The sequence below is a fragment of the Tenacibaculum agarivorans genome, from assembly GCF_001936575.1.
Lineage (GTDB): Bacteria > Bacteroidota > Bacteroidia > Flavobacteriales > Flavobacteriaceae > Polaribacter > Polaribacter agarivorans.
In genome coordinates, this window is sequence record NZ_MSMP01000029.1 from 15,646 (window position 1) to 40,091 (window position 24,446).

Here is a 24,446-nt window from a genome sequence, read left to right on the forward strand (position 1 = left end):
CATTTGTACTAACAGAAATTAGGATTACTTTGATGTTTTCTTGTTAATGTATATGACCTTCCTCCTTGTACACTCAAGGTTATTGTAGATTGTGCCTGTTCATTTCCAGTTTCTGCATCTAAAACCAATCCAAAAGAAGTAGTTTCAGTAATTACTTTATTTGTTACATCTCTACCTATCATTACATCTGCTGTAATACCACTTTGATTTCCTCCAATGTAATTTGCTTGACCTGATTTTGTAACACTAATTGTTTTTGTTTCTCCAGGGGGAACATTTATGGTAACTACCATACCCGAATCACATCCTGTATTAATTGTGCCTGTAGTAACTTGACCACCTGAACTTCCTCCTCCTGGATTTCCACCATCACAATCTATTACCTCAGTAATAACTCCATTCTCTATTGAAAACACTGTATTTATCCACAAGATCTCCGTCGATACACTTGATCTTACACCAACTCTGAACGTTGTTATAAGTCCACCTGATCCCTCATTAAATAGAATTGTCATTGCTTCATCTGTATACACTCTATCTAAGCGATCTATTACGTTTGGTTGACCATTACTCATATCAACCCAAATATCTGTAGTATTTGAAGCTTTCGGAATAGTTTTACAATCTCCTACTCCAATTACATGTTGAAATTCTGCTGTTGATCCTCCACAATTTTCAGAAACTTTGAATGACGAGGCAAACCACTCACTCCATAAACCACCAGTATCTTGTACTCTAACCTCTAAATCGTACTCCCCATGTGTAGTTATATCTGGCGTTTGAGGATTTGAAACATTAATATTGAAATTTATAAATGTAGTTGCACTTTTTAATTTATATCTTCCTTGAGCAGCTTGAAGGTTGTCTCCATCAGCATCCGTATATTGTATTTTAAAATTTATTTTACACATAATTTTTTTAATTTAAACTGGGCAATTTGAAAAACTCATAAAAGCTCTTGAACCTTTATTTCTAGACGTTGTATTTAGTATTTGGAATTCAACAATATCTGTTCCTGTTGTTTGAGCAGAATGTACAGATCCTATAGATGTTGTTACTGTACCTATACCATTTTCATCTAAAGTTATTGAGAGATTTGATCGGTTTCTACCCACGTTAGGAGTGAATGCTAAACCATAATTTATAACTTCGTTAGGAGCTCCATTTATATGGAATGCAACTGTTCTAAAACAATCTCCAGTACTCATAGTTGCTATAGGTGAAACTGATGCCTTTCCTTCACTCACAGTAGCTGTTTCATGTTCACAACAATTGCCATTTGGAAATGTTATTGCTGTAATTACTGGTGGTGATTTTGTCTTCTCTTCACAACAATTACCATCAGGGAAAATAATATCAACCACAACTGGTGCTTTATTTTCACCGCATCCTATTAATATATTTAAGAACTCTTCAAAACACTCAACATCATAATTATTGTCCTCTTCTACACCATCTGTAAAACATTCATTATAATGATTTAATAGATTATCGTATAGATCACATGGATCACAAGTACTTTCTAATAATGGAATATCATTAACTACTTTTCCTACTTCAAACCTTCTAGTAGAAAAGTTATCCTCCTGAATTTGCATGTAACCAATACCTCCATTCACCTGCTGAAGAGGATTTGTATTACACCCTCTACTCTGAAGTTTTTCCAGTTCATCTATCAACCTAAAATACTCGGCAGTATTTAAAGGTAAATCTACAGTTGCTCCCTCAGGTATTTCACTTCCTAATTGCTCGTAGGTTTCAGCATACAATGCTTCAATTTGTTCGTAAACTTTATCTATTTCACCTTGACTTGTACTAAAAGGAATAATTTCAACTTTACTAATAGCATGTTCTTCACTTTCATATACTAAACCCAATGGATTTACCAAATCAGTTTGTGTATAATTAACACTAGTTACAGGTACATCTTCTACCCTATATCCTCCAGTTGGGATAAACGATCTGTAATAAATAACTTTTACAATCTCAGCTTCTGTACTTAACTTAATTCCAACTCTTTTAGATGGTTTTGGCAACTTAAATTCTAATGCGCTTGTGTTTGGAAACTGTAACGATTTTGAAAACCCGAAACTATTCAAATCATTTACAACTGTAGCAACCGAATTCATTACAATACCATTCACATTAGATTGTTGCCCTTGAGAAATGTTGAAAAACACATCTTGATGTCCGTAATAATATGGGAAATTCGTTTTGGTTATATAATCTGTGTCTAATGGTATATGTAACCAATTGGCAACGCCTCCCTTTCTTTGCTCTCCTTCACAGAAAAAAGAACCTTCTGTTAATCCAATCTGTTCCGGAATAAACCAACCTGGTTCTCCTTGTTCTGCATATGAAAATGGTGAGGTTGCTAAAAGACGAATGGCATTATATTCTTTACTAGACTTTTGCCAATGTCCAATACGCAGTTGTCCCATTCTATTGTAGTCATTAGCCGTTAAATTATCTCTATTCACTACTGCTTCAAAAGGATGATAATCTACCCAAGTGGAAGATCCTTCTTTAGCCGCTTTAATATTTATTTCTGTAATTTTATAACGATGCTTAACTTGACGTAAAGTATTTCCTTTTATGACTCTTTGTGGAGGAATTAAATCTTCATAATTTTCAGGCGGATTGTTATAACTTCCAATCACACCTCTTACTTCGCTACTTGCTATTAGTGATTTATTAAACTTAATATCTACATAAGTATCTAAAGGAATAATTGCCTTATCGAATAGACTACTATTTGCGTTTGGTATATTTTTCCCAAAGTTTATCAGTTCAAAAGTTTCACCAGTAAGCATGTGGATTCCCTTCACTGCTTGATCATTTACTTCATCCGTTAACGCTGGTAAAGGTTTTACAATTGGTGTAATCGGAGGTATAGGCGTTCTATCTACACGACGATTCTTTTCCCATTTAATTTTAACATTAGCACAAATGGTTATTCTAATAAACCAGATCTTAATTCTACCGCATACTCTTATTTCTGCATAAATTAAAAATGGCCTTGCTGCCTCTACAGCGAAATGCACATAGAATGAAACTCCAACAGAAATGATTCCAAATAAATCTACTCTAGCACCGGCATCAACGGTCATGTATCCTCCAATTTGAGGACGCTCAAAACTTATAAATCCGCCTACTTCTGCAATTAACCATGCTTTAATACCAATTGGCCCAAAACGTTCCTCAATATCAAAAGTTACTTTAGCACCTGCCGCAATTCCTCTTCCTGATATCATCAAGAAGGTTTGCATTTCTACTAGTGATAATACTTTTGCTCGAATAGGATCTTCTCTTGTTCCTAAGTTTAAGTACCAAGCTGAAAGATTATCCCAGAAGAAACCTGCTTGCATGTGTACTTTCAAATCAAGAATACTTCCGCTTCTTTGAGGTAATTTAAAATCTACACCAGCACCTATCTCAATTCCATTATCAGCCAAGATCATAAAAGCAAAAAATGGTGGTTCACCTGAGTCGTCTAATCCCCATTCTTTACTTAGAATACTAGCTCTACCATCAATCATTAAAAAATTAGGGATTGATAACAGGACCATAACCCGTAATGAAATTGCATCACTAGCTCCTATCATTCCTACAGTTACTCCTGCTCCTAAGGTTACAGGATTAGCATAACTTTCTGTTTTATCAGGACCATTAAATTTAGAGACATGAATTCCTCTTGGTGGATAGGTATAATAGTCATACCATTTATCATTATGTGAATGCAATCCTACTGCCTCTTTTTCAGCCACATATCTAAACCCTAGAATTCCTCTAAAACCTGTGATTCCTAAACCAGTAGCTGCAAGTGGAATTGGTGTTGGAATGTCTAAATATGCATCAATTAAAAATGCGGGCTCTTTAGGTTGTAAACGCATATCTGCACCTCCTGCCATCTTTAATTTTGGAAGCTTCAATGATACACCTCCTGCATATTCTATATCATTAACAGATAACCAACCTTTTATGATAGCAGTTGCCTCACTTGGTGAAGCGTTTCCAGGTATAGTTAAATCCACTTCAACTGTTTGTATACTTACATATGAATGTGGTTCTTTTCCTGGTCCATCATCCACTGTATAAAAATATTTTAATCCTTCTCCACGACCTTCAACCCCAATAAGTCCCATGCTTATTCCTCCATCAAATCCAAAGAAATTATATTTACGCATTACTCCATTATGCTCTCCTTGGAAAGAACCAAAATGCACACCAGTTACTAGTAAATCTATCGGGCCTAAAGGTATTGGGAACGGTTCTGGAATAGCAATAGCTCCTCCTTCAATTTCTAAACTACCATCACTATAAATTCGTAAACGATCAAGGCTAATTGTAGCATCTCTTAAGAACGATTTTATTAAAGGATTGGTAAATACCACATCACAAGAAGTACCTATATAAAAAGGTTCATCTCCACTATCTCTTCCGACCTCTAAAGATTTGATATGTAAATTAAATATGTTAAATACATTTAAAGGAGCAAAACCATCTTGCTCAGATGCAGTTACATTAAAACCTCCATCATCATCTATATGTCCTGATATTTCAATATTGGCTATATTTCCATTTGCATCTTTAAGTTTGGGGATTTTTAAGCCTCCAACAATATTTGATTCTGTTACTTTACCTTGTTTAAAGCTAATATCAAAACTTGTAAACCAAATTTCGAAGCCTTTTTCTCCTACACGTCTGCTAAGTATTGGCTTACTGACTTCATTATTTTCATCATGTAGAGTATTTAAGTAACTGTAGTAATCTGATATATCTGTAAATATGGTTGATGTAGTCTCTCCATTTTTGGTTAGACTTAACGGAAATACAAATTGAGTATTTTCAAAGTCTCTTAATTGATTCTTTAAACTATCATGATCTTCTATAGTGGTTATTACTACATCTTTATTTTCATTTCTATATTGTGTTTGTATTGGGTATACAAACTGAAAATAATCAGTGTAATAATTTAATATAGTACCATCACTATTTTTAAAAGTTTGTGTTTCTAGTGCTATTTTACCAGAAAGTCCTCCAGTACCTATTAAAATGTTATAACCAGCTACTTTAGCAGTTGTACCTCCAACTACTTCATCTTCATTAAACCACTGTGATGGTAAAGTTATAGCCGCATATTCTGCATATACTCCTTTGAAATTATCTGGTCTACCATCTACTGTAGCTTCGGGGATGTTTTTGTCTTTTCTTAGATCTAATTTTAATCCAAAAAACTCTAGTATTAAACCAGTATTCCCTATCATTGATCTAGTAAAATCAAAACTATCTTCTTCATAAAAACTTAAACCTTGACTTGTAGAGTACTCTAATTTACCTACATTGTAGGTTAATCTAGATTTAAATTCTTCAGATAAAGGTTCCAGAGTGATATTATCCACGGGGACTAACCACTTCCTTGGAAATTCTATAGCTAGATCTATATTATCTATTGATAAGCTAAATTGAGGTATTAAGATATTTAAAAAATCTTCAAATTTGAGGTCTCCAAATTTTTGCTCAAAAATTGTTTTTAATTTATCAAAGGCTTCATTAAAACTATCTTCTTTTAAAAACAAATCATATATAACATCTAAAATGCGTTTAGAAAGACTTATACGCTCTACAATATTTGTTATTGCAGTAATATCATTCTCTTTCTCAATATCATCTAATACAATACCATCATTGTACAATGAGTTATAGTTATCTACAAAACCTTCTATAGCATCAGCTTCTTTCTGAAATTCAATTATAAACTCGTATAACAATATTTCTTTCGATACTCCTGATATATCTAAAAAAATTTCTAAAATTGACTTAATTGAATTATCAAAAGAATTAAAATTGAATTGATTTCTATACCGAATAACTTTCCAATTATAATTAAATGAAATAGGAATTTCTACATTATCAGAACTACTACCAGGGTTAAGTAATAATTTAAGGCTATCTTCACCTAAAAGATCTATTCCTACGTCTTCCAACAATATGATTGTCAACTTATAAAAACCTGCATCTTTATAATAAGTCTTATGAACTGAATAATTTTTAAAAAACACTTTTTCTAATAACGAATCAAGGACATCATTAAGGAAGCTTACCTCTACTGGTATGTTTTCTATTGTGATAATGTCACTTAAACTAGGATATAAGGTGTTATTTACTGCCATTTTTTTATTATTTGCGTACCATACCAGGGTATCTTACTTGTTTAAACTTCATTTTTTTCATACAATCGGGAGTTTTTATATGATCATATTCAAATAAAACCCTGTCTTGAAATGTTTTCATTTCATTTCTTAATATTTGTCTCTTTCTATATCTTTCTATTGTTTCTTTTAAATTTTCTTTGCCACACCCTATCTCTTTCAAATCTTTTAAAAGAGTATCTAAAGGTAGATTTCTTAAATCTCCTGAAATTTCATCTCTTATATCAACATATTGATCACTAAACTTAGTTCTTTCTAAATCTCTTACATATAAAGTATCAAGCTCTTTTAACTCACAAAAGCATTCTGGTATACTTTTAATATTTTCAATATTATTAATTTGAAGATAACGAAGTCCTTTTATTTTAGTGATGTTATTTATTCCTTCTTGATCAGAAACATAAGCCTTTCTTAAATGTTTCAATTTTCCATAATCAAAACTTCCTTTTATATCTCCTTTCTTATAATCTAAAAACTCATACCCTTTATATATTGGTTCATAAACACCTAGATTTTTAATACTTTTTGTAGAAAACTCTTCAGATGGTATTTTTTCTTCAATATCATGTCGACCAAGATCATTATAAAATTTAAAGACATGCAAAGGCTCTATTTTATAAGCTTCTATTAAATCAAAAAAAGATTCAAGGAGTTCTATTTCTTCGTCTGAAAATACACCTAGATCGTTTTTACTCTTTTCAAATGAAACTCCTCTATATAGCTTGCCTTCTTTAATAGCTTTAAATAATTTATCTTTCCTTAAATCATTGCGTCTTATTGGTATATACTCTCTAATACGATTAAATTTATTAATCACAGTATTCTGGTCTGCTGCATAATTTATTTCATTAATATTTTCTCTAGTTATAAAAGGGATTTCTCTGGTTTCATATAAATCATCCATTTTTTTTTGAGTTAAACTGTCTTCCAATAACTGTCCTTTAGGATATATACGTTTATTGTATATTTCTCTTTTTTCATAAGGGATATTATTAATGTCATAAGAAAAGTAGAATGCTTTCTCACCCACTTCTATGATGTTTTCTATACCTGTAAGTTTATTGTCATCTAAATTTACTATATCTAGCTTATTACTATTATTTAATCCATCTGGAACTAAATTTATATTGCTATAACGCCAAATCAGCACTTTTAAATTTTGCTGTTTATTTAAAAATCTAGGCATTGTATCTACTGTATTTCTATCTAAAAAAATTAGCTGTTCCAATTTATTTATATCTACAAAATTTGGAAACCCATTTGATAAACCGGTATTTACTAAAAGAATATTTTTTAGTTTTTTTAAACCTTTTATTTGTTTGTTAAAATAAATATTTGAGTTATTGTTAAAAACCTTAAACACCTCTAAATCAGATAACGAATCCAAACTACTTGGGAAATAACTAACATCCCCATTCAAAATAGATAGCTTTTTAAGTTTTTTAAGTTGACCTATAGCTTCAGGAATACTATCTATAAAAGCATTATTTAAAATTATCTCTTCTGCTGATTTAACTTGTAGTAATTGTTGAATAAAGTTTGTGTAGTCTTCTATAAACTCCGTTGTTTTAGAAATGTAGAATTCTTGGTCTTTATTTGAATATTTATTCTTTGCAGAACGTACCTCATAAAAGGCACCTGTATCATCTATTTTGATTGAAGTATTTGAAGTCAGTTTACTTTTTTTATGAAACCTAAATTGTTCAAAATCTCTTCTCTTAGTTGTTTCTCTTAATTTATGATCATAAATAATTCGTGATACTTGCAGTTTATTTGTAAAGCAACTAGGTAGTGTTATACTTGTATAATAAGGAATAGATTTTTCAGAATAAAAAGAAAGTCTTTTCCCTTGTATTATTAGTGTATTTATGTTTAACAAACAAAAATCATCTGATAATTTATAGACATCAGAAAGTTTTATTTTTTTATTTCTAATTAGATGAGAATCTGGTTTCAAGTTAAGAGTTAATAAATCTATTTTAGCAAGAAAACTGATCTTTTTGACTAAAACATCTATAATACTTTTATTGTAATCTCCTGATATAGTTATCGCTTTTAAGTTTTTAAACTTTGTAAAATCCAATTCTTGAAAATCTTTCAACAATCCTCTGGCTAATTTCTCTTGGGTTAGTAAGCTTAAATTAAACTCTAAATGTATCAAATTAGGAAAACTAGAACTAGCTTTAATAATACGTTTTATTTCTTTACTATTACTACTTGCCTTTAATTGTAATATAGAATCAGAGTGTTTAGTGAAAATTATCTCACTAGATGCATTGAAAGATTTTGATTTAGGTATTAACTCAATTTGTTCTTCAATATTAAAGTTCTCTTTAGTTTTATTAACAATATTAGCTTTATCCCCACACCCAATTACTATTAAAAAAAATAAACTGAGCCAGATTAAATAATATGCTTTTTGAAATATTTTCACTTTATATTAAAATTGTTTATCAAATAGTATTTTTAGATATGGTTCTACATATACATCTAAAAAATTAGATTTAGTATTATTACTCGGGTCATATGATTCTATATTTTCATCAGATGGGTTTAAACCTAAAACCGATTCATAGTATCCATTTTCAAATAAAGGAACTCTTTCTTTAATTTCTTCAGCAGGGCTATATTGATTAGAAGGTCCATTTTCATAAAGTTTCAATGGATCAGCTCCTATTAAATCAGAAATTACTTTAAACCAAAAACTAAAAGGAAAACAACCATCATCTTTAATAAGATCACTATGTACAATTATTTTGCTTTCTATATGTGTTCTGATTCTCACTTTTAACCCTTTAGACACTTGTCCAGAAAATCCAAAACCTCCACCTGCTTCTGCATGTAATGACATATTTACATCGTACATAGACTTAAAGTAGCGGAAAGCCAACTTCCACATCATTGTATACATTGACGAATCATTTTCCGTTACAGTATCATTTCCTTTGTAAAAACCAGCTCTTTCAGATATTTCAAAAACAGTTATGTCTAATAAAGTTTTGAAATTATTTATAATACTTCCCCCATAAACATCCATGTAAGTCACCATTTGTGGATCTGAATATACAGCGTTCAGTTTTTCTGTTATAACATCTATGTTATTCTGCGGGTCTATAATATCTTTATATTTATTTGAAATATAAACTTGTGTATCTTGCGAAACGGTAGCATCATTAATTACATTATTATAAGCAGTTAAGACCCTAATAAAAGTGATCATTCCTTTTATAAAGTTGATATAATCTTTCCCCGCAACTACATAGTTAAAATCTAAATAGGGGTTTAAACTAAAGAAAGTTTGTCTTGGTTTAGACTTAAAAGCTTTTTGATACATTTCTGATCCCAACCAGCGTTTTGAAATTTGTTGTTTTTTAATGCGTCTACGATATTTTCTATTCAGTAGTGCCAAACCTATTCTTTTTTGAAACTGCACATGACTGAGAGTATCTTTAAGCTCTAAAAAATTACTAGTAAATTTATTAACAAACCCTTCGTTCTCTAAAGTTTGTTTCACTTTCCCTAGCTCCAAATTATCATTTGGCAATATCGTATTAACTATTCTTCCTAAATCAAAATAAAAACAAGATTCATAAGCACTACCTTCATATACATCTAAATTTCCTGAGAAATTATAGAACCCAATATATTTGCCTGTATTTTTCAAAAAATTAGATAATGTCAAAACATAATCTTTTGTTTGATTACTACCTATTTCTTTTGCTATGTTGTAGTCTATTGTAAATTTTATCCCTATTCCTTGGTGCATAAATAAGTCAGGTATTGGTAACCCTATAAGTCCTAATGATAATGAGTTAAAAAACTCAAAATGTACACTAATCTCTCCAAATCCTGTTACTATAATTCTTGAAGGAACTCTTACATCTCTAACAGGATCATAACAATTACTCAAAGCAAAAGGATAATCAATTGAAACTTCAATTCCATAACCATATTCAACTCCAGCCCCTAAACCAACAGAAATGGCAGAACCAGAAAATAAAGACATTAAAAATGGAGCTATAAAATTCTTATTATCGAGTTTTCTTCCTTCTTCTGGACTACTTGTCTCAGGATGTTGCCAATTATATTCTTTATCTGGCACCCCGTATTTAAATTTAGCACTTACTCCTGCTCCTGCATCTGTATAATTTGCTTTATACAATTTTAACTTAGTAACATAATTCCACATATTAAAATTGATACCTTTTGATGCTTTTTGAAAAGCAAAAAAACCACCATAGGGAAATACAGCAGAACCTATTAAGTTTATGGCTCCATAAGCAGCTACAGCTAAATTAGTTGTAATAGGGTCTACTCCAGAAATTGGTATTTCATATTCTATTAAAGCTCCCATTTTTTCACCTGCTTGAAGATCAGCTCCAGCTGACACGCCTATTCCGGCTTCTTTTTGTTTACTCCCCCTCTTACCATTCCAGAATCCAAAATCATAACCACCTCCAGTGTCTGTACCTCCTCGTATTTCTCCATATGCACTTATTTTAAGTGTATAATCATTGAAGCTATTTGTATCTTCTCTCCAAATAGAGACATCCCCTACAAAATCAATACCTATTGGCAAAAGAAAAGTCGCTCCTAATTCTATACGCTGTCTTAACCCAAGTGATCTAAAAGGAAAAATTTTCTTTACTGATTTTTTAGCATATTCTATTAAAACATCATCTGTATTAATATTATTTACGGGCATTAAATATTTATATGTATTCCACATAGTTACCATAAATTGCCTAGAAGGCAACCACATTAAAAAGCCTTTATTTAGTCCAATACGTAATTTAATACCTCCTCCAGATAAACCTTCTGTATAATCATAACCTGTTGAAGCTGCTATAAGTTCTGTAATAAATTTATCGTAATAATTAGCATCATTAGTATGATCAGTAGAAAAATATGATTCTGTACTATAACGTGCATTATTAATATCCTCTATTGTTAACCATTGAGCTGGAGACTTAAGATATATACTTCTTTCATTATCTGTTATAGAAGTATCTAGATTAGATTCTTGATTATTAGAATATATTAATACGTTTAAAATAAATTTAAGTAATAATATATTTTCATGATTCACAGAATTAGGAAATTCTATAGCAGGGAATTTAATACTTTCATTATCATCAAAAACCCCTTTTTCATTTACAGATTTGATAGTAACAGCATCAAAATATGTTTTTTTGATGAGATTTAAAAGATACTCACTATCATCAATGTTATCAGTTACGTCATCTTTTAAACGATGTAACTGTGAATATATATCAGGCATTTTTGAAGGATACGTATTCCAACTCTTATGTAAATTAAACCCTTGTATGTATCCATTTAATTCATAACCTTTTCTAAAAATATTATCATAAATTTCTTTACCACTATCTATCTGTTTTTCCTTACTCCCTGATAATACTTTCACATAGTACCAATCTTCTGATGTCTCTCCCCCTTCTTTCATTACATATACGACATCGTTTTCTTGTAATCTAAAGATACCTGTAGCTGTATTAGTAGGCTCATCATATAATATAATATAATCCTCTTCATTATTTGATGAATTATGAATAACGACTGTTACTTCCTCTACAATTGTAGATTCTCCATGATTAAAAATAGTTCTTGCTGTTTCTTCATCATAATCAAATATTCTATTTAAAGCTTTATCTAATTCATGCAATGTTTTTCTTCCAACTTTCCCATCAATATTAGCACTCAATGCTATAGTTTTTTGCTGGAAATACTTAACCAAAACTTCTACATCACCATCAAAACTCCCTTCTATAGGCAAACTTAAAGCCAACGCTTTTTTGGAAGCGCTTACGTTAATGAGCTCGGGAATAATAATTTTAAGCGATTTTCTAATAAGTTCTACCACAAAAGCATTATTATCTCTATCTATAGATAATGTTGTTGCCTGTCCTAAATTAATTAATTGTAGTGTTTGATTCGATTCAAATAATTTACTTTTTAATGGAGGTAAATTATCTGAATAAAATGTAGATTCTTGTAATAATGAAGCATCAGCTGCATCTTTAGATATATAAATAGACATGATCTCTTTTTTATTAATATTCCAGTTTCCTTGGTATTCTATGATAAGCGTAAGTAGAAATTCCTGTATCGATATGCTTCTCAGTTACATTACCCATATCATCTTCTCTTAATCCTTTTAATAGAATTTTAGCCCTTCTATACTCACCTCCGTTGTTAATTGATCGTTTTCCATATATCGAAAGTCCTAAGAAAACCCTATATTTATCAGAAAATCCTTCTTGAGTTTTAAGAATTTCCAAAGTTTCAAATTGTTCTTTTGTGATTGTAACACAATCGAAGTGTTCATAATCTAATTCATTATTTAAACCGTCTATTGCATTATTAAGTGTGAAGTAAAGAGGTTTAACATTGACTGTACTCTTTATTTCCCCTACTGTTTTTGTGTAATTTATATTTTTTTTATTTAAAGTTATATTTAAATCTTGTTTCGTTAAACTGAATAAGAAATCTGCTTCTCCAATTGTAAAACTTGAATTTAAATGAGACTTAATATCACTACTATCTTTAGCACTATGAATTATATTTTTATTATCTATGTATGTAAAAAAAGTATAATTACTATTATCCACGGCCATCCCTAATCTTGGAACATATAACTCATCATAATAACCACCATAACTACCAGCTATTGGAAAAGCATTAGATTGAGAATAGAGTCTTACTGAAACCCTATTCAGTTTTGGTTTAAATATGGGTTTCATTTCAAAAATGGGGAACATCATATCCAAAGGATGGCTATCATACCTGATTAATGAATTCTCTGGAGGATCAATTTTACCTGTCGTTAGATTAAAATTCAATCTCCTGGGAATTATTCCCGAATTTATTATTTTAGTTTTGTAGTCTACTGATAGTCTAATGTTAATGTAGCCCGGAATAATACGTTGTCTATTCTTTTCAGATGTATCACTGAGAAAAATATCTAGATGAATTTCAGATTTCTCTGGCGCAATATTCTTGACTACTTCTATAGCTTTTATTTTCAAATCATCAAGATTTCCCGATTCAGAAGTTGGATTGGTTATTCCTTTGCCAAATACATTTAAAAAAGTATATAGTAAATTATCATAAAATAAACTACTTACATCTGATGTAGAATATAAAGTAGTTAAATTTTCTATTAAGTTCCCAAACTGTAGCTTTACTCCTAAAAATTCATATGACAACAAACTATGTTCTTCAGGTTCAATATCATCAACTATTGATAATAATTCTGATGAAAAGTCAACAATAAACAAAGGCCATTCATCTTTATATCCCAGTATATTATTAAATGATGTGTTAAAAAAACCAAATTGTATATTTTGACCTAGTGAAAAAGGATTCTCAATAGGAAACAGGTTAAATTCATTAAAGTAATTGTATGAATATCCTGTTTCATGCCTAATATCTAAATAGACTTTTTGCTTATTTAGATACTTATTTAGCAATTCATAATTATTCTCACGTATCAAAACATCTATATATTGATCACCAGAAGACTTCTTAACTAAAACTTCATAATTAAGTGGAGTCTCCTTTACTGTTAAAGAACCATAGAATGCTACTGGGTCAAAAAAGTGTAATATCTCTTCTTTCTTATGTTTTCTTTCAAAACCAGTGTATCCAGATACATCTATAATATGATTTTCTTTCCTTAGGTCTCCCATTTTAGTTTCATAACCTATTCTTTCACCTATTATTTCAAAACCAGCATCTATCCCATCTTTAAACGAACCTATCAACATACCAGCTTCTACAATAGGCAATTGAATATCCAACTCTTCACCATCTAATTCAATTATATCTTCTAAATACATATCATCATTAGCATAGAAAGGATCGGTTTCCTCTAAATTACTAGCAAAGTCATATCCTATATGAGATTGTTTTGGGCTTTCATTAATCTCTAACTCTTCATTAATTCTAGCTTGCTGTTTATATAACAAATTTCTTAAATCTGAGACATCTTGGGACTGAGCAACTGCGATTTTTCCATTATTATTAATTAATGAAGACTTCTTAATTCCTCTATAAATAAAATAATTGATATATTCATATTCCCATATTACAGGTTCAAGCGGTTTTAAAGCTATGTTAATAATCCCATCTATTTTATTACCAAAAGAATCCACTGCATTTTGAACCAATAGTATGGATCTAGTAACAGCAAAGGCTACATTGTTTGTAGAAGAGTCAAACTTAAATTGATTACAAACTCTGAATTCATCTGTATTTATTATTCCAAATGGTTTTTCTTGGGTTATATTCAACCATGATTGTTTATCCGTAAAGAAAAAAAAGTTTTCCATATAAAGTTGATCTAGCTTTTTAACAAAATGTTTATCCGTGAATTAGGCACAAACACTTCTTAATTTTTAACAAAAAGGCACAACTATAAATTCAGCAAAAAATGCCGTTTTTAACGCCTAATGTTGTATTTTCTAAATTGTTGTAAAATGAAAAATCAATAGCAAATTTTCAATCATTTTTTTTCTTTTTCAACATTACGAATATAGAAATTATTTTTAATTTTTAGTCAATTATTTTGAAAATTTAACCGCAAAAGATCATCAAAAATCGTTAAAAATCTCGTTTTAATGTAATTAAGTTTTCACCAAAAAACATAAATATTACCAAAAAATTCTGCTATTGAATACAATCTTGGAAAGAGTAACGAAGCTGTCTAAAAAAAGTATTTTCAAACGTCAATGATAATGAAATGAAGTAATCTTATTATTATATTAGTGACTTAAATCTTAAAGATTCCTTCATTTCATTCGGAATGACGTTTTTATTCGAAATCAATGAATAACAAACATTTACAATACAACGCAAATAATCTATATTTCCTCTCCTTTATCTATCATATTACTAAATTATAGAGATTCATACTTTTAGTAGGTTTGCTGTTCATTTTTTTGCTTGTCCAAAAAACCCTTTGACTTCGCTCAGGATAAACCAAGCCAAAAAAAGGACACTTCTTCAATGAATTTTTTAGCAAATGCTAAAAACCAAATTTCATTCCTAAAATCTCTCCAAGGCTTCGAGATTTTTTAACGAAATGAAATTTTATTCTGCGAAGAAGATTCAAAAGCGCTGCTTTTTTATCGCTTTATAACATACTCAGTTATCTAAAATTCTGATCAATAGGTCGTTTTTTAAACAACATATCATTAAAGTCGTTTCACAAAATTTTTGTTGGTACTCTCGTAATGACGACTTTTCAGACCTTTCATCACTAAGTATTCTGTCTATTTACACAATTAAAAACTATACTTCAAACCTACTCCTACATAATTTGTATGATAAGACCTAAATGCTGTAGCGCTTATATCTAAATTATTTGATCTTCTATCAATCAAACTAAACTCGCCTAAAAGGGACAACTTTTTAGATAACATATAGTTCACTTCTACTCTTGATCTGAAATAATCATATCTAAGTAATTCATTAGTATTTACTCTTAAAGATTTAAATTGTCTATAGGTATAACTATTAACTAGTTTAGCCATAAATTTAGTACTTGTGTACTGTAAAGTTAACGCCGGTTTTATTTGTTGATACCCAAACTGTGCATTTGTTTTATCGATTCTGCTTTCATATAAAAGTCTCGAATTAAGCATTAATTTTTCATGGAACTGGATTTTATAGAAAGCAGAAAGATCTACATAATTCCAAGTTCTAGTTGTATTTTCCTCATCAACATGATTTTCTATACTATACTCTCGGTTTGAGAAGCCTAATGTAAATCCATATGAACGTAATAAGCGTCTCTTCCTCTTTATTTCTTTAAATCCAACATTTATCCTGTACTTATTATAGCTTAACCTTCTAGTTTCTGTGGGATCGAATTTTTTTCTTGCATAATTTATAGTTATAAATGATCTGTTACTCTTGTACAATCTAAAGTGTAATCCAGAATTTATATTTAGTAGATTGTAACCAAAAGTTGCGCTTAATTCATTAGCATCCGCATCCAATCCTTTTTGATCTCTGATTTTATATTGTATATTATTTTTCCATTGGGTTTTTCTTGAAAAATCATACGTATAAAACAGTTTAGAATTTATCAATAGTCTATTTGAAGAAGACTCCATAACATAAAACCTATTTTCAGGGCTAAACACTACTTTGAATTTACTTCTTCTAAATCTTTTAGTGTACTTAACTTCGATTCCAACATCTTGATAAAAACTATTCTGATGTAAACTTTCAGAAGTTAATAATTCGTTCTCATCATTCAAAAATCGATCAGTTATTCGATTTATATTTTTCTCATAACCACTTAAAGAAGATACTGACACATCGAATTGTCCATTTACAATAAGGCAAAAAAAGGTACTAAATACCAATAAGACACAGGCATTTTTATTCATAATAATTTAATATTTTAAAGTTTAGGATTGTGCTACTCTTCGCAGTAGTAATTTGATGAGGTTATTAAAAAAGTAACTTCTGTTCTTGGAAAATTTTCTCTACTATTTTTCTTTTCTTCAAACTTTATTTCGTGAACAATAGGCTGTTTCATTTTTTGATCAACCGTTAATTTTAAACATACTGATACTGCCATGATAACAAATAAAATTGCTAGATACGGAAATGGAGATTTTTGGTACTTCATATATAATTGTTTTACTAGGATAACAGGATCACTCCATAAAACCCTGTACTTTTTTTAGTATTTTTTTCATTCCATTTTTATTAGCCATTTGAATTCCTAATCCTGGCCTAACATTTACTTCCATTATTAAAGGACCTTGAACCTTATCTATTACTATATCTACCCCTATATAATGTAAAGGGAAACACTCGGCTACTTTTATCGATATCTCTAAAATCTCTTTCCAATAAGGAATATCTTTCCCTTTAATAGGCTTGGAATTATCAGGATGTACATCATAATACGCTTTCCCATCATAAGCATGAGTTAATTTTCCTTGCTCCATATCAACACCAATTCCTAACCCTCCTTGATGTAAGTTCGCTTTACCATCTGAACGATCTGTTGGTACCCTTAACATTGACATTATGGGTTTTCCTTTAAGTAAAATCACTCTAAAATCTGGAACTCCAGCAGGATAAATTTCAGCAAAGAAACGATGCGGGGTTATGCATTCTTCAATTAAAACTCGATCATTTGACCCTAACGAATATCTTCCCATAATTATCGATCCCATGTGTAAAAAAATTTCCTTTTCAGAAATTTGTTTTCCACTACTCATCCATGCTCCTAAAGCATTCTTTTTTAAAATTTTTATACCTCCTCCTCCACTTCCATTGGCTGGTTTTATTGCCATTGCTTGATGATGTTTTATTTTCTTCCATGTTTTTTGAATATCTCCCATTAATTCAACAACCGCATAAGTTGTAGCATTAGGAATATTATGAGTATCCAGTTTTTTTTTTGCGAGAACTTTATCATCTGCAAACTTGTAGTATTTTCGTTTGTTGTTGGTATATATCAAAGAGACATTACGTTCGTTAATTCCCAATACGTCAAAATCATTGGTAAAACTTCTTCTCAACCAGTCTTTAAACTTTATAACTATCATATGTAAATTTCTTTTATAGTATTGTACTAAATCTTGAGTATTCAAAAACTCTTAAACCAATCCATTTTCCTAGCATTAGAGACATAACTATCATAATCAACAAGAGCTCTGGAAAAATTAACAACATGCTATGGATTACTACTGAAGAAAACACAACATAACACAATGTTGTGGTTAACAGTGTTTGTACTATTGTATTGATTGCTTTTTGATATCCATCTTCCTCTATAGCTCTTGCAAAACGCTCAGCCATAATGGAAACTATAATCACAGGAAAAAAAGAGAAAGATGTTAACCAAGTAATTTTGTATTGTATACCTACTAAAATTGCTATCAACATTGAAACTACGGTACATGAAAGTATAACCACCATTTTTGGTGCATACAACAATCCCCAATTATTGAGAGGAATTGAAATTATTGTCACTAAAAGTGTAATTAACATGAAGAGAAAAACTCCAGTAAAGTACCCTGTATATGTTAATGCAAAAGCAATTAAAATTGGTAAAAAAACACCATAGGTTTTTAAGCCAATTACATTTTTTATTAATGCTATAAGTAAGCCTCCTAAAGGCAAAAGAACTAAAAAATTTAATACACTTTTGGGCATTATTTTACTTTGTAAAAGCTTCACTAACGATACAGGGTGATTAATGATACTTTTTTTAGCTGTTACATTAATAAAAGGAACAAAGCTTATGTTTTTGATTTCATAACTATAATCAAATAAAACATTAGGAGTATGTGTAATTAAAAAATGATCTCCTGAGTAAATTTCTAAGTAGTTAGAAGGTAAATATGCAAAATGTCCGTTAAGTACGTCAAAAGGAATCCATTTATCATTCACTAATACTTCTGCCCATAAATGAGAAATTCTCTTTTTTGTGTTCTCTAATATTAATCCACCTTTTAATTTAGCTGGTATTCCTCTATTCCTACATAATGCCACAAACAAACGAGCTTTTCCATTACAGGAAGCTTGATTTTGCTCAAAAGCAGTTACGGCGCTAGTTACATCTCGTATTGGTGCAGAAGGTATATGATACACAAAATTATAAAGACTGGTTAATACACTTTTTAAATTCGTTTTACCTAAAGCAAGAGATTTTGCCAAAGAATCTATTTTTGAATGATGAACTTCTATATACTTCTCTTCGTTTAAAAATTGACTTGAAAAGCTTTTTGTTATCGGTAAATTATCTGCAATATTATACTGTATTGCTTTACCTTTAAAGGTAAAACTATAATTAATATTGTTAATATTACTTCCCTTTGTCAGTTTCCAAATTGCTCTTTTGTTTTCTTTTTCATTTTCTATTTTAAAGTTTACTTTGTCTGCTACCGTATGCTTCCTTAGAATTTTCTGTCGTTCATTATCTTGGGGTACATATGTTTTAATAAACATTTCTTTATCACCTCCTTTCATAAAAAAATTATAATCTACTTCGTAAACTTTACTTGGCATAAAGCGATCGAGCGATTTACTAAAAGGGATTATCTTAAAAGACATTGATACTATAGCTACTACCAATACGGCTAATACTACAATTTTAAAACTCTTATTCATATGACTCACATTTATGGTTTTCCTATTCATAACAGGAAGCCAAAAAAATACCCTGTATTTTTTATATTTGTTTCTAATGAACCCTATCAAGAATTCTGTTTGCGAAAAAGCTGTTTTTGAAACTATTTTTAGAGAACATTCTAAAACTATTCGAAATTTCATTTATATGAAATGTGGTAATTTATCTCAGGCTGAAGACCTTACTCAAGACGCATTTATAAAACTTTGGAAAAATTGTGCTAAAGTACCTGTCCAAAAAGTGAAATCGTATTTATTTACCATTACTAAAAATGCTTTTTTTAACGAATATGAACATCAAAAAGTGGTTCTAAAATATAGAGACATACAAAGGGATAAGGTAAATATTGAAGATCCTGAATTTCAATTGCAACAAAAAGAATTTCAACAAAAGTTAGATAACGCCATAAATCGACTTAAACCTAAAGAACGTGAAGTTTTTTTATTGAACAGAATTGAAAAAAAGAAGTATAGAGAAATCGCAGAATTACTAGGAATAGCTGTTAAAACTGTAGAAATGAGAATGCATTCCGCCTTAGTTACGATGCGAAAAGAAATTAAAAATTATAAAATTTAACAGGGTTTTTTACCTGTAACAGGTTATACTTTTGTAACACAACTGATTATATGAAACAAAATAACGATACTACTTTTCTCGCTAAATGGCTCTCAGGTGAATTATCTGATAGTGAGTTAAAAGAATTTGAGTCGTCTTCAGAATATCAGGAGTACCTTGAAATAACCAAAGCTCTTGAACATGCTGAACTTCCTGATTATGATGTTGAAGCAAATTTAAATGCTACTTTTCACAAGATTGATTCACAAGAGCAAAAAAAAGTAAAAAGATTAATCCCATATTGGGCTATTGGTATTGCCGCTAGTCTGGTACTTTGCTTAGGTATCTATACTTTTTTCAATACTAAAAACTATAGCACACAACTAGCTGAACAATTACAATTTGAATTACCAGACGGATCAGAAGTAACGCTTAACTCCGCTTCAAATATTGAATTTGCAGCGTTAAACTGGAAGAAAAACCGAGAATTATCTTTACAAGGAGAAGCGTATTTTAACGTAAAAAAAGGACAAACCTTTACTGTAAATACAACTTATGGTAAAGTTACTGTATTGGGTACATCATTTACCGTAAATGCTCGTGACAATTATTTTAATGTGATGTGTTATCATGGTAAAGTTAAAGTAATAACAACTAATAATGAACCTATTATTTTAACAAAAGGAAAAGCTTTTAGTTTACAGAAAGATCAGACAGAAAATTATACTATTCAGCATACTACTCCTGAGTGGCTATCTGACCAAAGTTCATTTTATAACGTTTCAATTTTTGAAGTTGTACAAGAAATTGAACGTCAATACAACATTACAATTTCTGGGAAACAAAACTTAAAGCAAGCTTATTTTACAGGACGATTTTCACATACTAATTTAGATACTGCATTAAAAACAGTATTCACAGCTATGGGGATTCCTTATAACTTAGACAAAAATAAAAATGTAGTAATACAAAACTATTAATGAGATTTCTTTTTATCATTTTTATAGTATCAATATCACTTCAAGTAAAAGGGCAGCAAAAAGTTAGGTTTGAAAATCAATCCATACAAACTGTTTTACAACAATTAGAAAACCAGTTTGATGTCCGCTTCTCGTATAATAATAGTGTATTACGAGAAAAAAACTTCAGCTACACAGGTACCAGTGACTTGAGTCGTATCTTAGAAGAAATACAACAACAATGTCTCATTAATTTTGAATTTATAGATCCTAAAAATATCATAGTAACTCTCGAAAAAGATGTACTTTATTATGAAGATTTAGATGAAGTTACGGTAACATCGGAGTACTTAACTTTTGGGTTTGATCAAAATCAAAATGATGGCTCCATTACCTTGAACCCTAAAAAGCAAGGCGTTTTACCAGGTTTAACGGAAGCAGATGTATTACAAAGCTTACAATTAGTTCCTGGAATTTCTAGTCCTACCGAGTCTGCAACAAATATTCATATTAGAGGAAATACACCAGATCAAAATCTAGTGCTTTGGGATGGTATTAAAATGTATCATCAAGGTCATTTATTTGGTATGATCTCTGCTTTTAATCCTAATATAACAGATCGTGTACAGGTATACAAAAGCGGAACTAGTGTTAAATATAGTGAACATATATCTGGTGTAATTGACATGTATTCAGCAGACAATATTTTGCAAACGACCAATGTAGGAATTGGCGCTAATTTAACCACAGCAGACGCTTTTCTTAAAGTGCCTTTGATTAATGATAAGTTAGGTGTATTATTTTCTGCTAGACGTGCTTTAACTGATGTTTTTGATTCGCCTACCTATTCAAAATTAAAAGACAAAGTGTTTCAAAACACAAAAATTGAACAGAACAATGTCTTAGTACAAGAAGAAGATCTAAGAGTTTTGAAAGATCTCTTTTATTTTACTGATATTAATGCGAAACTATTGTGGAAAATTTCTGATCGTCAAAAAATAAGTTTTAGTAGTTTGTTTGTGAATAATACTTTAGACTACACCAGTGTTGATCTTGAAAATGAAGGTTCAAATGACAAGTTAAATCTTAAAAACAACGGTTTTAGTTTAACTTATGAAAATACATTGAATGAGCAGTGGAAAATCGCTAGTACTCTTCAATATTCTGATTATAACTCGGATTATAACTTAACTATTTTTAATAATGGAGATGATAGTTATAATAAAATCAACACAATACACGATTTTGGTGCTTTAGTACAAACTCAGTATCACATCAATCAAAAATCTAATGTAACATTGGGCGCTGATTTTTCTGATCATAAAGTCAACTTCAATATTAATTTCCCTCAAGATTCTTCAGAAAATGAATCAGAAAACAACACACTAAAAACTACGAGTATTTTTTCAGAGTATGCATTAGAATCAAAACTATGGAACTTAAGAGCGGGAGTAAGAGCTAACTTCTATTCCATAATAAACAAGCCCTATTTAGAACCTCGATTATATGTTGGATACCAACTCAATGATTTCAATAAGATTAATTTTTCTGTAGAAGTAAAAAATCAAACCTTAAGTCAGTTGGTTACTTTTGAATTTAATGAGCTTGGTTTAGACAATAATATTTGGACGTTGACTGACAATGATGATATTCCAATCTTAAGGAATTATCAATTGAATGCTGGATATAATTTCAATAAAAATGGATGGAAAATTGATATTGAAAGTTATTACAAACAAAATAAAGGATTGACATCATTTACTAGAGGATTTAGTTCTTCATCTGTTCAAGATAATTATACGTCTGGAAATAGTGAAACGTATGGATTAGATGTATTAATTAAGAAAAGAATCAACCGATTTAGAAGTTGGGTAAGCTATTCTTTAAGTAAAACCGATTTTAGTTTTGAAAACCTACAGTCAGCTACATTTCCCGGCAATTTTGATCAACGTCATGTAATTACTTTTGCTGGCTCTTATAAACTTCGAAAATTACAGTTCTCTTTAGGGTGGTACTTAGCTACAGGTAAGCCTTTTTCTAAACCTGACGATATAAACTCTTTTACAAATGATGACAACGAAATTGAAAATTTGTTAGAATTTGAAAGTTTAAATAACAATAGATTACCAACATATCATAAATTAGACACAAGTATTACCTATGATTTTAAAATTGGACGCTCTAAATCAATAGACTCTCGTGTTGGTGTTTCTCTTTTAAACATTTACAATCGTAGGAATGAACTTGATCGTTTTTTTGATATAGAGGACAATGCTTCTCAAAATGAAATTACACAACAGACTATAGTGGGATTAGGCATTACTCCTAACTTTTTATTTCGTATTTCTTTTTAATTGTAACTAAATTCATCAGTAGGATATAATAAACTATTTCTTCTAAAATCAGAAGCGACGTAATTAAACTACACCGCTATTCCAAACAGGAAGATTTAATATTTGGCTAATTTTTACCATATCACTTAAGATGAAAGTTTTATCGCCATGGTTTAATAAACTATAACGCTTGGCTTGTTTTGTAACCAAAATAAGTTCATAACAAGTGTAGCCGCCTCCTCTGTTTCCTTGTACAAATTTCTGTATGAGTTGTAATGCATGTAAATCTTTAAATTTCAACACCTTTCCTTCTACATGAATTGTTTGTTCATTTTTATAAATACTAACTTTAGTGGATGTAGATTTGAATAATAGAAATAAGCCTGGTAGCATTATAGCTCCTCCTGACGTAAAAAATAAGTTCCCTGCTTTACTAAAACCAATAGTTTCTTGGTTAAGCTGAATAGCTTCAGCAAACGACCATATTACTGGATTTATTCCTACAATGATAAATCCCCAAGCAATATATTTCATATAATTACTTGACACTATTTTATATCCAAAACTGACTTTTTTAAGGAATCGGGTCGCAAAGTTACTTCCTGAATTTTTTACAGCTCCCCAAGAAATTTGTTGTCCAATATTATCTGTATTAGGATTTGAAAAAGTAAAGTTTACTTGTTTGTTATTTGGAGATGTTTTTTTTCGTTTTATGATATAACTAGAGCCAAAAAGAACTACTAAAATGCATAACACTATAATCACAGTACCTCCATGCTTATAATAACTGTATTTCCTTCTTGCTATTGCTGATCCGTGTGCACTAACCAAAAATTCTAAATTTTTAATTTCATTTTTGATAGTTACACTGGGAGAAACAATTTCTTTTAACGATTCTAATTTTTGAACGTTTGCTTCATGTTCAGCGATTTGTTTATCAAAGTTTATCGCAATCTTTTGTAATTCTGGAAATACTACAAAGAAAAACACACCTATAACAGGTAATAACACTAGCCATGGGCTATTGATTGATATCTTTTTCATAATACGTTTTTTATTTTTTTAATTATTAATCACCTACTATAATTTTCTACTCTTCATAGCATGGGTACTTAATATGTTTTTAAAAAATGAGCAGAGGTATATTATTTTTGTTAGATATAGCATAAAGTATACTCACTCTTAATTATAACTCCTCTGCTCCTCT

At 30.2% G+C, this 24,446-nt stretch carries 13 protein-coding genes; 3 read left to right on the forward strand and 10 right to left on the reverse strand.

Annotation, left to right across the window (positions count from 1 at the left end):
• Positions 1-8: 8 nt before the first annotated feature.
• From BVC87_RS17975 to BVC87_RS18015, 9 genes are all read right to left on the reverse strand, one after another.
• On the reverse strand, positions 9-911 hold the full coding sequence (locus BVC87_RS17975; protein WP_075343794.1) for a hypothetical protein: 903 nt from the start codon (positions 909-911) through the stop codon (positions 9-11).
• A gap of 12 nt (positions 912-923) precedes the next feature.
• Complete coding sequence (locus BVC87_RS17980; RefSeq protein ID WP_075343795.1) at positions 924-6,173, reverse strand: hypothetical protein; 5,250 nt, start codon at positions 6,171-6,173, stop codon at positions 924-926.
• A 7-nt stretch (positions 6,174-6,180) separates the two neighbouring features.
• Complete coding sequence (locus tag BVC87_RS17985; protein ID WP_075343796.1) at positions 6,181-8,646, reverse strand: leucine-rich repeat domain-containing protein; 2,466 nt, start codon at positions 8,644-8,646, stop codon at positions 6,181-6,183.
• 6 nt (positions 8,647-8,652) lie between these two features.
• Positions 8,653-12,270: a hypothetical protein gene (locus BVC87_RS17990; protein ID WP_075343797.1), complete on the reverse strand. Its 3,618-nt coding sequence runs from the start codon at positions 12,268-12,270 to the stop codon at positions 8,653-8,655.
• Between the two features lie 13 nt (positions 12,271-12,283).
• Complete coding sequence (locus BVC87_RS17995) at positions 12,284-14,563, reverse strand: hypothetical protein (protein ID WP_075343798.1); 2,280 nt, start codon at positions 14,561-14,563, stop codon at positions 12,284-12,286.
• A 954-nt stretch (positions 14,564-15,517) separates the two neighbouring features.
• A complete protein-coding gene (locus tag BVC87_RS18000; protein ID WP_143569831.1) occupies positions 15,518-16,630 on the reverse strand; it encodes a hypothetical protein in 1,113 nt (370 codons plus the stop codon).
• A gap of 32 nt (positions 16,631-16,662) precedes the next feature.
• Entirely contained in the window at positions 16,663-16,875 is a 213-nt protein-coding gene (locus tag BVC87_RS18005; RefSeq protein WP_075343800.1) for a hypothetical protein, read from the reverse strand.
• Between the two features lie 28 nt (positions 16,876-16,903).
• A complete protein-coding gene (locus BVC87_RS18010) occupies positions 16,904-17,806 on the reverse strand; it encodes a sugar-transfer associated ATP-grasp domain-containing protein (protein WP_143569832.1) in 903 nt (300 codons plus the stop codon).
• Positions 17,807-17,819: 13 nt separating this feature from the next.
• Complete coding sequence (locus BVC87_RS18015; RefSeq protein WP_159439383.1) at positions 17,820-19,373, reverse strand: 7TM domain-containing protein; 1,554 nt, start codon at positions 19,371-19,373, stop codon at positions 17,820-17,822.
• Between the two features lie 76 nt (positions 19,374-19,449).
• On the opposite strand from BVC87_RS18015, the gene BVC87_RS18020 reads away from it, so the two are divergent.
• From BVC87_RS18020 to BVC87_RS18030, 3 genes are read left to right on the forward strand one after another with little or no spacing between them, the layout of a single operon-like run.
• A complete protein-coding gene (locus BVC87_RS18020; RefSeq protein ID WP_075343803.1) occupies positions 19,450-19,968 on the forward strand; it encodes an RNA polymerase sigma factor in 519 nt (172 codons plus the stop codon).
• 50 nt (positions 19,969-20,018) lie between these two features.
• Positions 20,019-20,927 (forward strand): FecR family protein, encoded by a 909-nt coding sequence (locus BVC87_RS18025; RefSeq protein WP_075343804.1) that lies wholly within the window; start codon positions 20,019-20,021, stop codon positions 20,925-20,927.
• Positions 20,927-23,260, forward strand: a complete 2,334-nt coding sequence (locus BVC87_RS18030; protein WP_075343805.1) for a TonB-dependent receptor plug domain-containing protein — start codon at positions 20,927-20,929, stop codon at positions 23,258-23,260. The genes BVC87_RS18025 and BVC87_RS18030 overlap by 1 nt, the downstream gene beginning before the upstream one ends.
• A gap of 63 nt (positions 23,261-23,323) precedes the next feature.
• On the opposite strand, the gene BVC87_RS18035 is transcribed toward BVC87_RS18030, so the two are convergent.
• Entirely contained in the window at positions 23,324-24,283 is a 960-nt protein-coding gene (locus tag BVC87_RS18035; protein WP_075343806.1) for a hypothetical protein, read from the reverse strand.
• Between the last annotated feature and the right edge of the window lie 163 nt (positions 24,284-24,446).

What these genes read in the sequence shown, in the direction of transcription:
- BVC87_RS18010 (WP_143569832.1), bottom strand. Translation starts at nt 17,806, where the DNA reads ATGATAGTTATAAAGTTTAAAGACTGGTTGAGAAGAAGTTTTACCAAT.
- BVC87_RS17995 (WP_075343798.1), bottom strand. Translation starts at nt 14,563, where the DNA reads ATGGAAAACTTTTTTTTCTTTACGGATAAACAATCATGGTTGAATATA.
- BVC87_RS18025 (WP_075343804.1), top strand. Translation starts at nt 20,019, where the DNA reads ATGAAACAAAATAACGATACTACTTTTCTCGCTAAATGGCTCTCAGGT.
- BVC87_RS18015 (WP_159439383.1), bottom strand. Translation starts at nt 19,373, where the DNA reads ATGAATAAGAGTTTTAAAATTGTAGTATTAGCCGTATTGGTAGTAGCT.
- BVC87_RS18035 (WP_075343806.1), bottom strand. Translation starts at nt 24,283, where the DNA reads ATGAAAAAGATATCAATCAATAGCCCATGGCTAGTGTTATTACCTGTT.
- BVC87_RS17990 (WP_075343797.1), bottom strand. Translation starts at nt 12,270, where the DNA reads ATGTCTATTTATATATCTAAAGATGCAGCTGATGCTTCATTATTACAA.
- BVC87_RS18005 (WP_075343800.1), bottom strand. Translation starts at nt 16,875, where the DNA reads ATGAAGTACCAAAAATCTCCATTTCCGTATCTAGCAATTTTATTTGTT.
- BVC87_RS18000 (WP_143569831.1), bottom strand. Translation starts at nt 16,630, where the DNA reads ATGAATAAAAATGCCTGTGTCTTATTGGTATTTAGTACCTTTTTTTGC.
- BVC87_RS17975 (WP_075343794.1), bottom strand. Translation starts at nt 911, where the DNA reads ATGTGTAAAATAAATTTTAAAATACAATATACGGATGCTGATGGAGAC.
- BVC87_RS18030 (WP_075343805.1), top strand. Translation starts at nt 20,927, where the DNA reads ATGAGATTTCTTTTTATCATTTTTATAGTATCAATATCACTTCAAGTA.
- BVC87_RS17980 (WP_075343795.1), bottom strand. Translation starts at nt 6,173, where the DNA reads ATGGCAGTAAATAACACCTTATATCCTAGTTTAAGTGACATTATCACA.
- BVC87_RS18020 (WP_075343803.1), top strand. Translation starts at nt 19,450, where the DNA reads ATGAACCCTATCAAGAATTCTGTTTGCGAAAAAGCTGTTTTTGAAACT.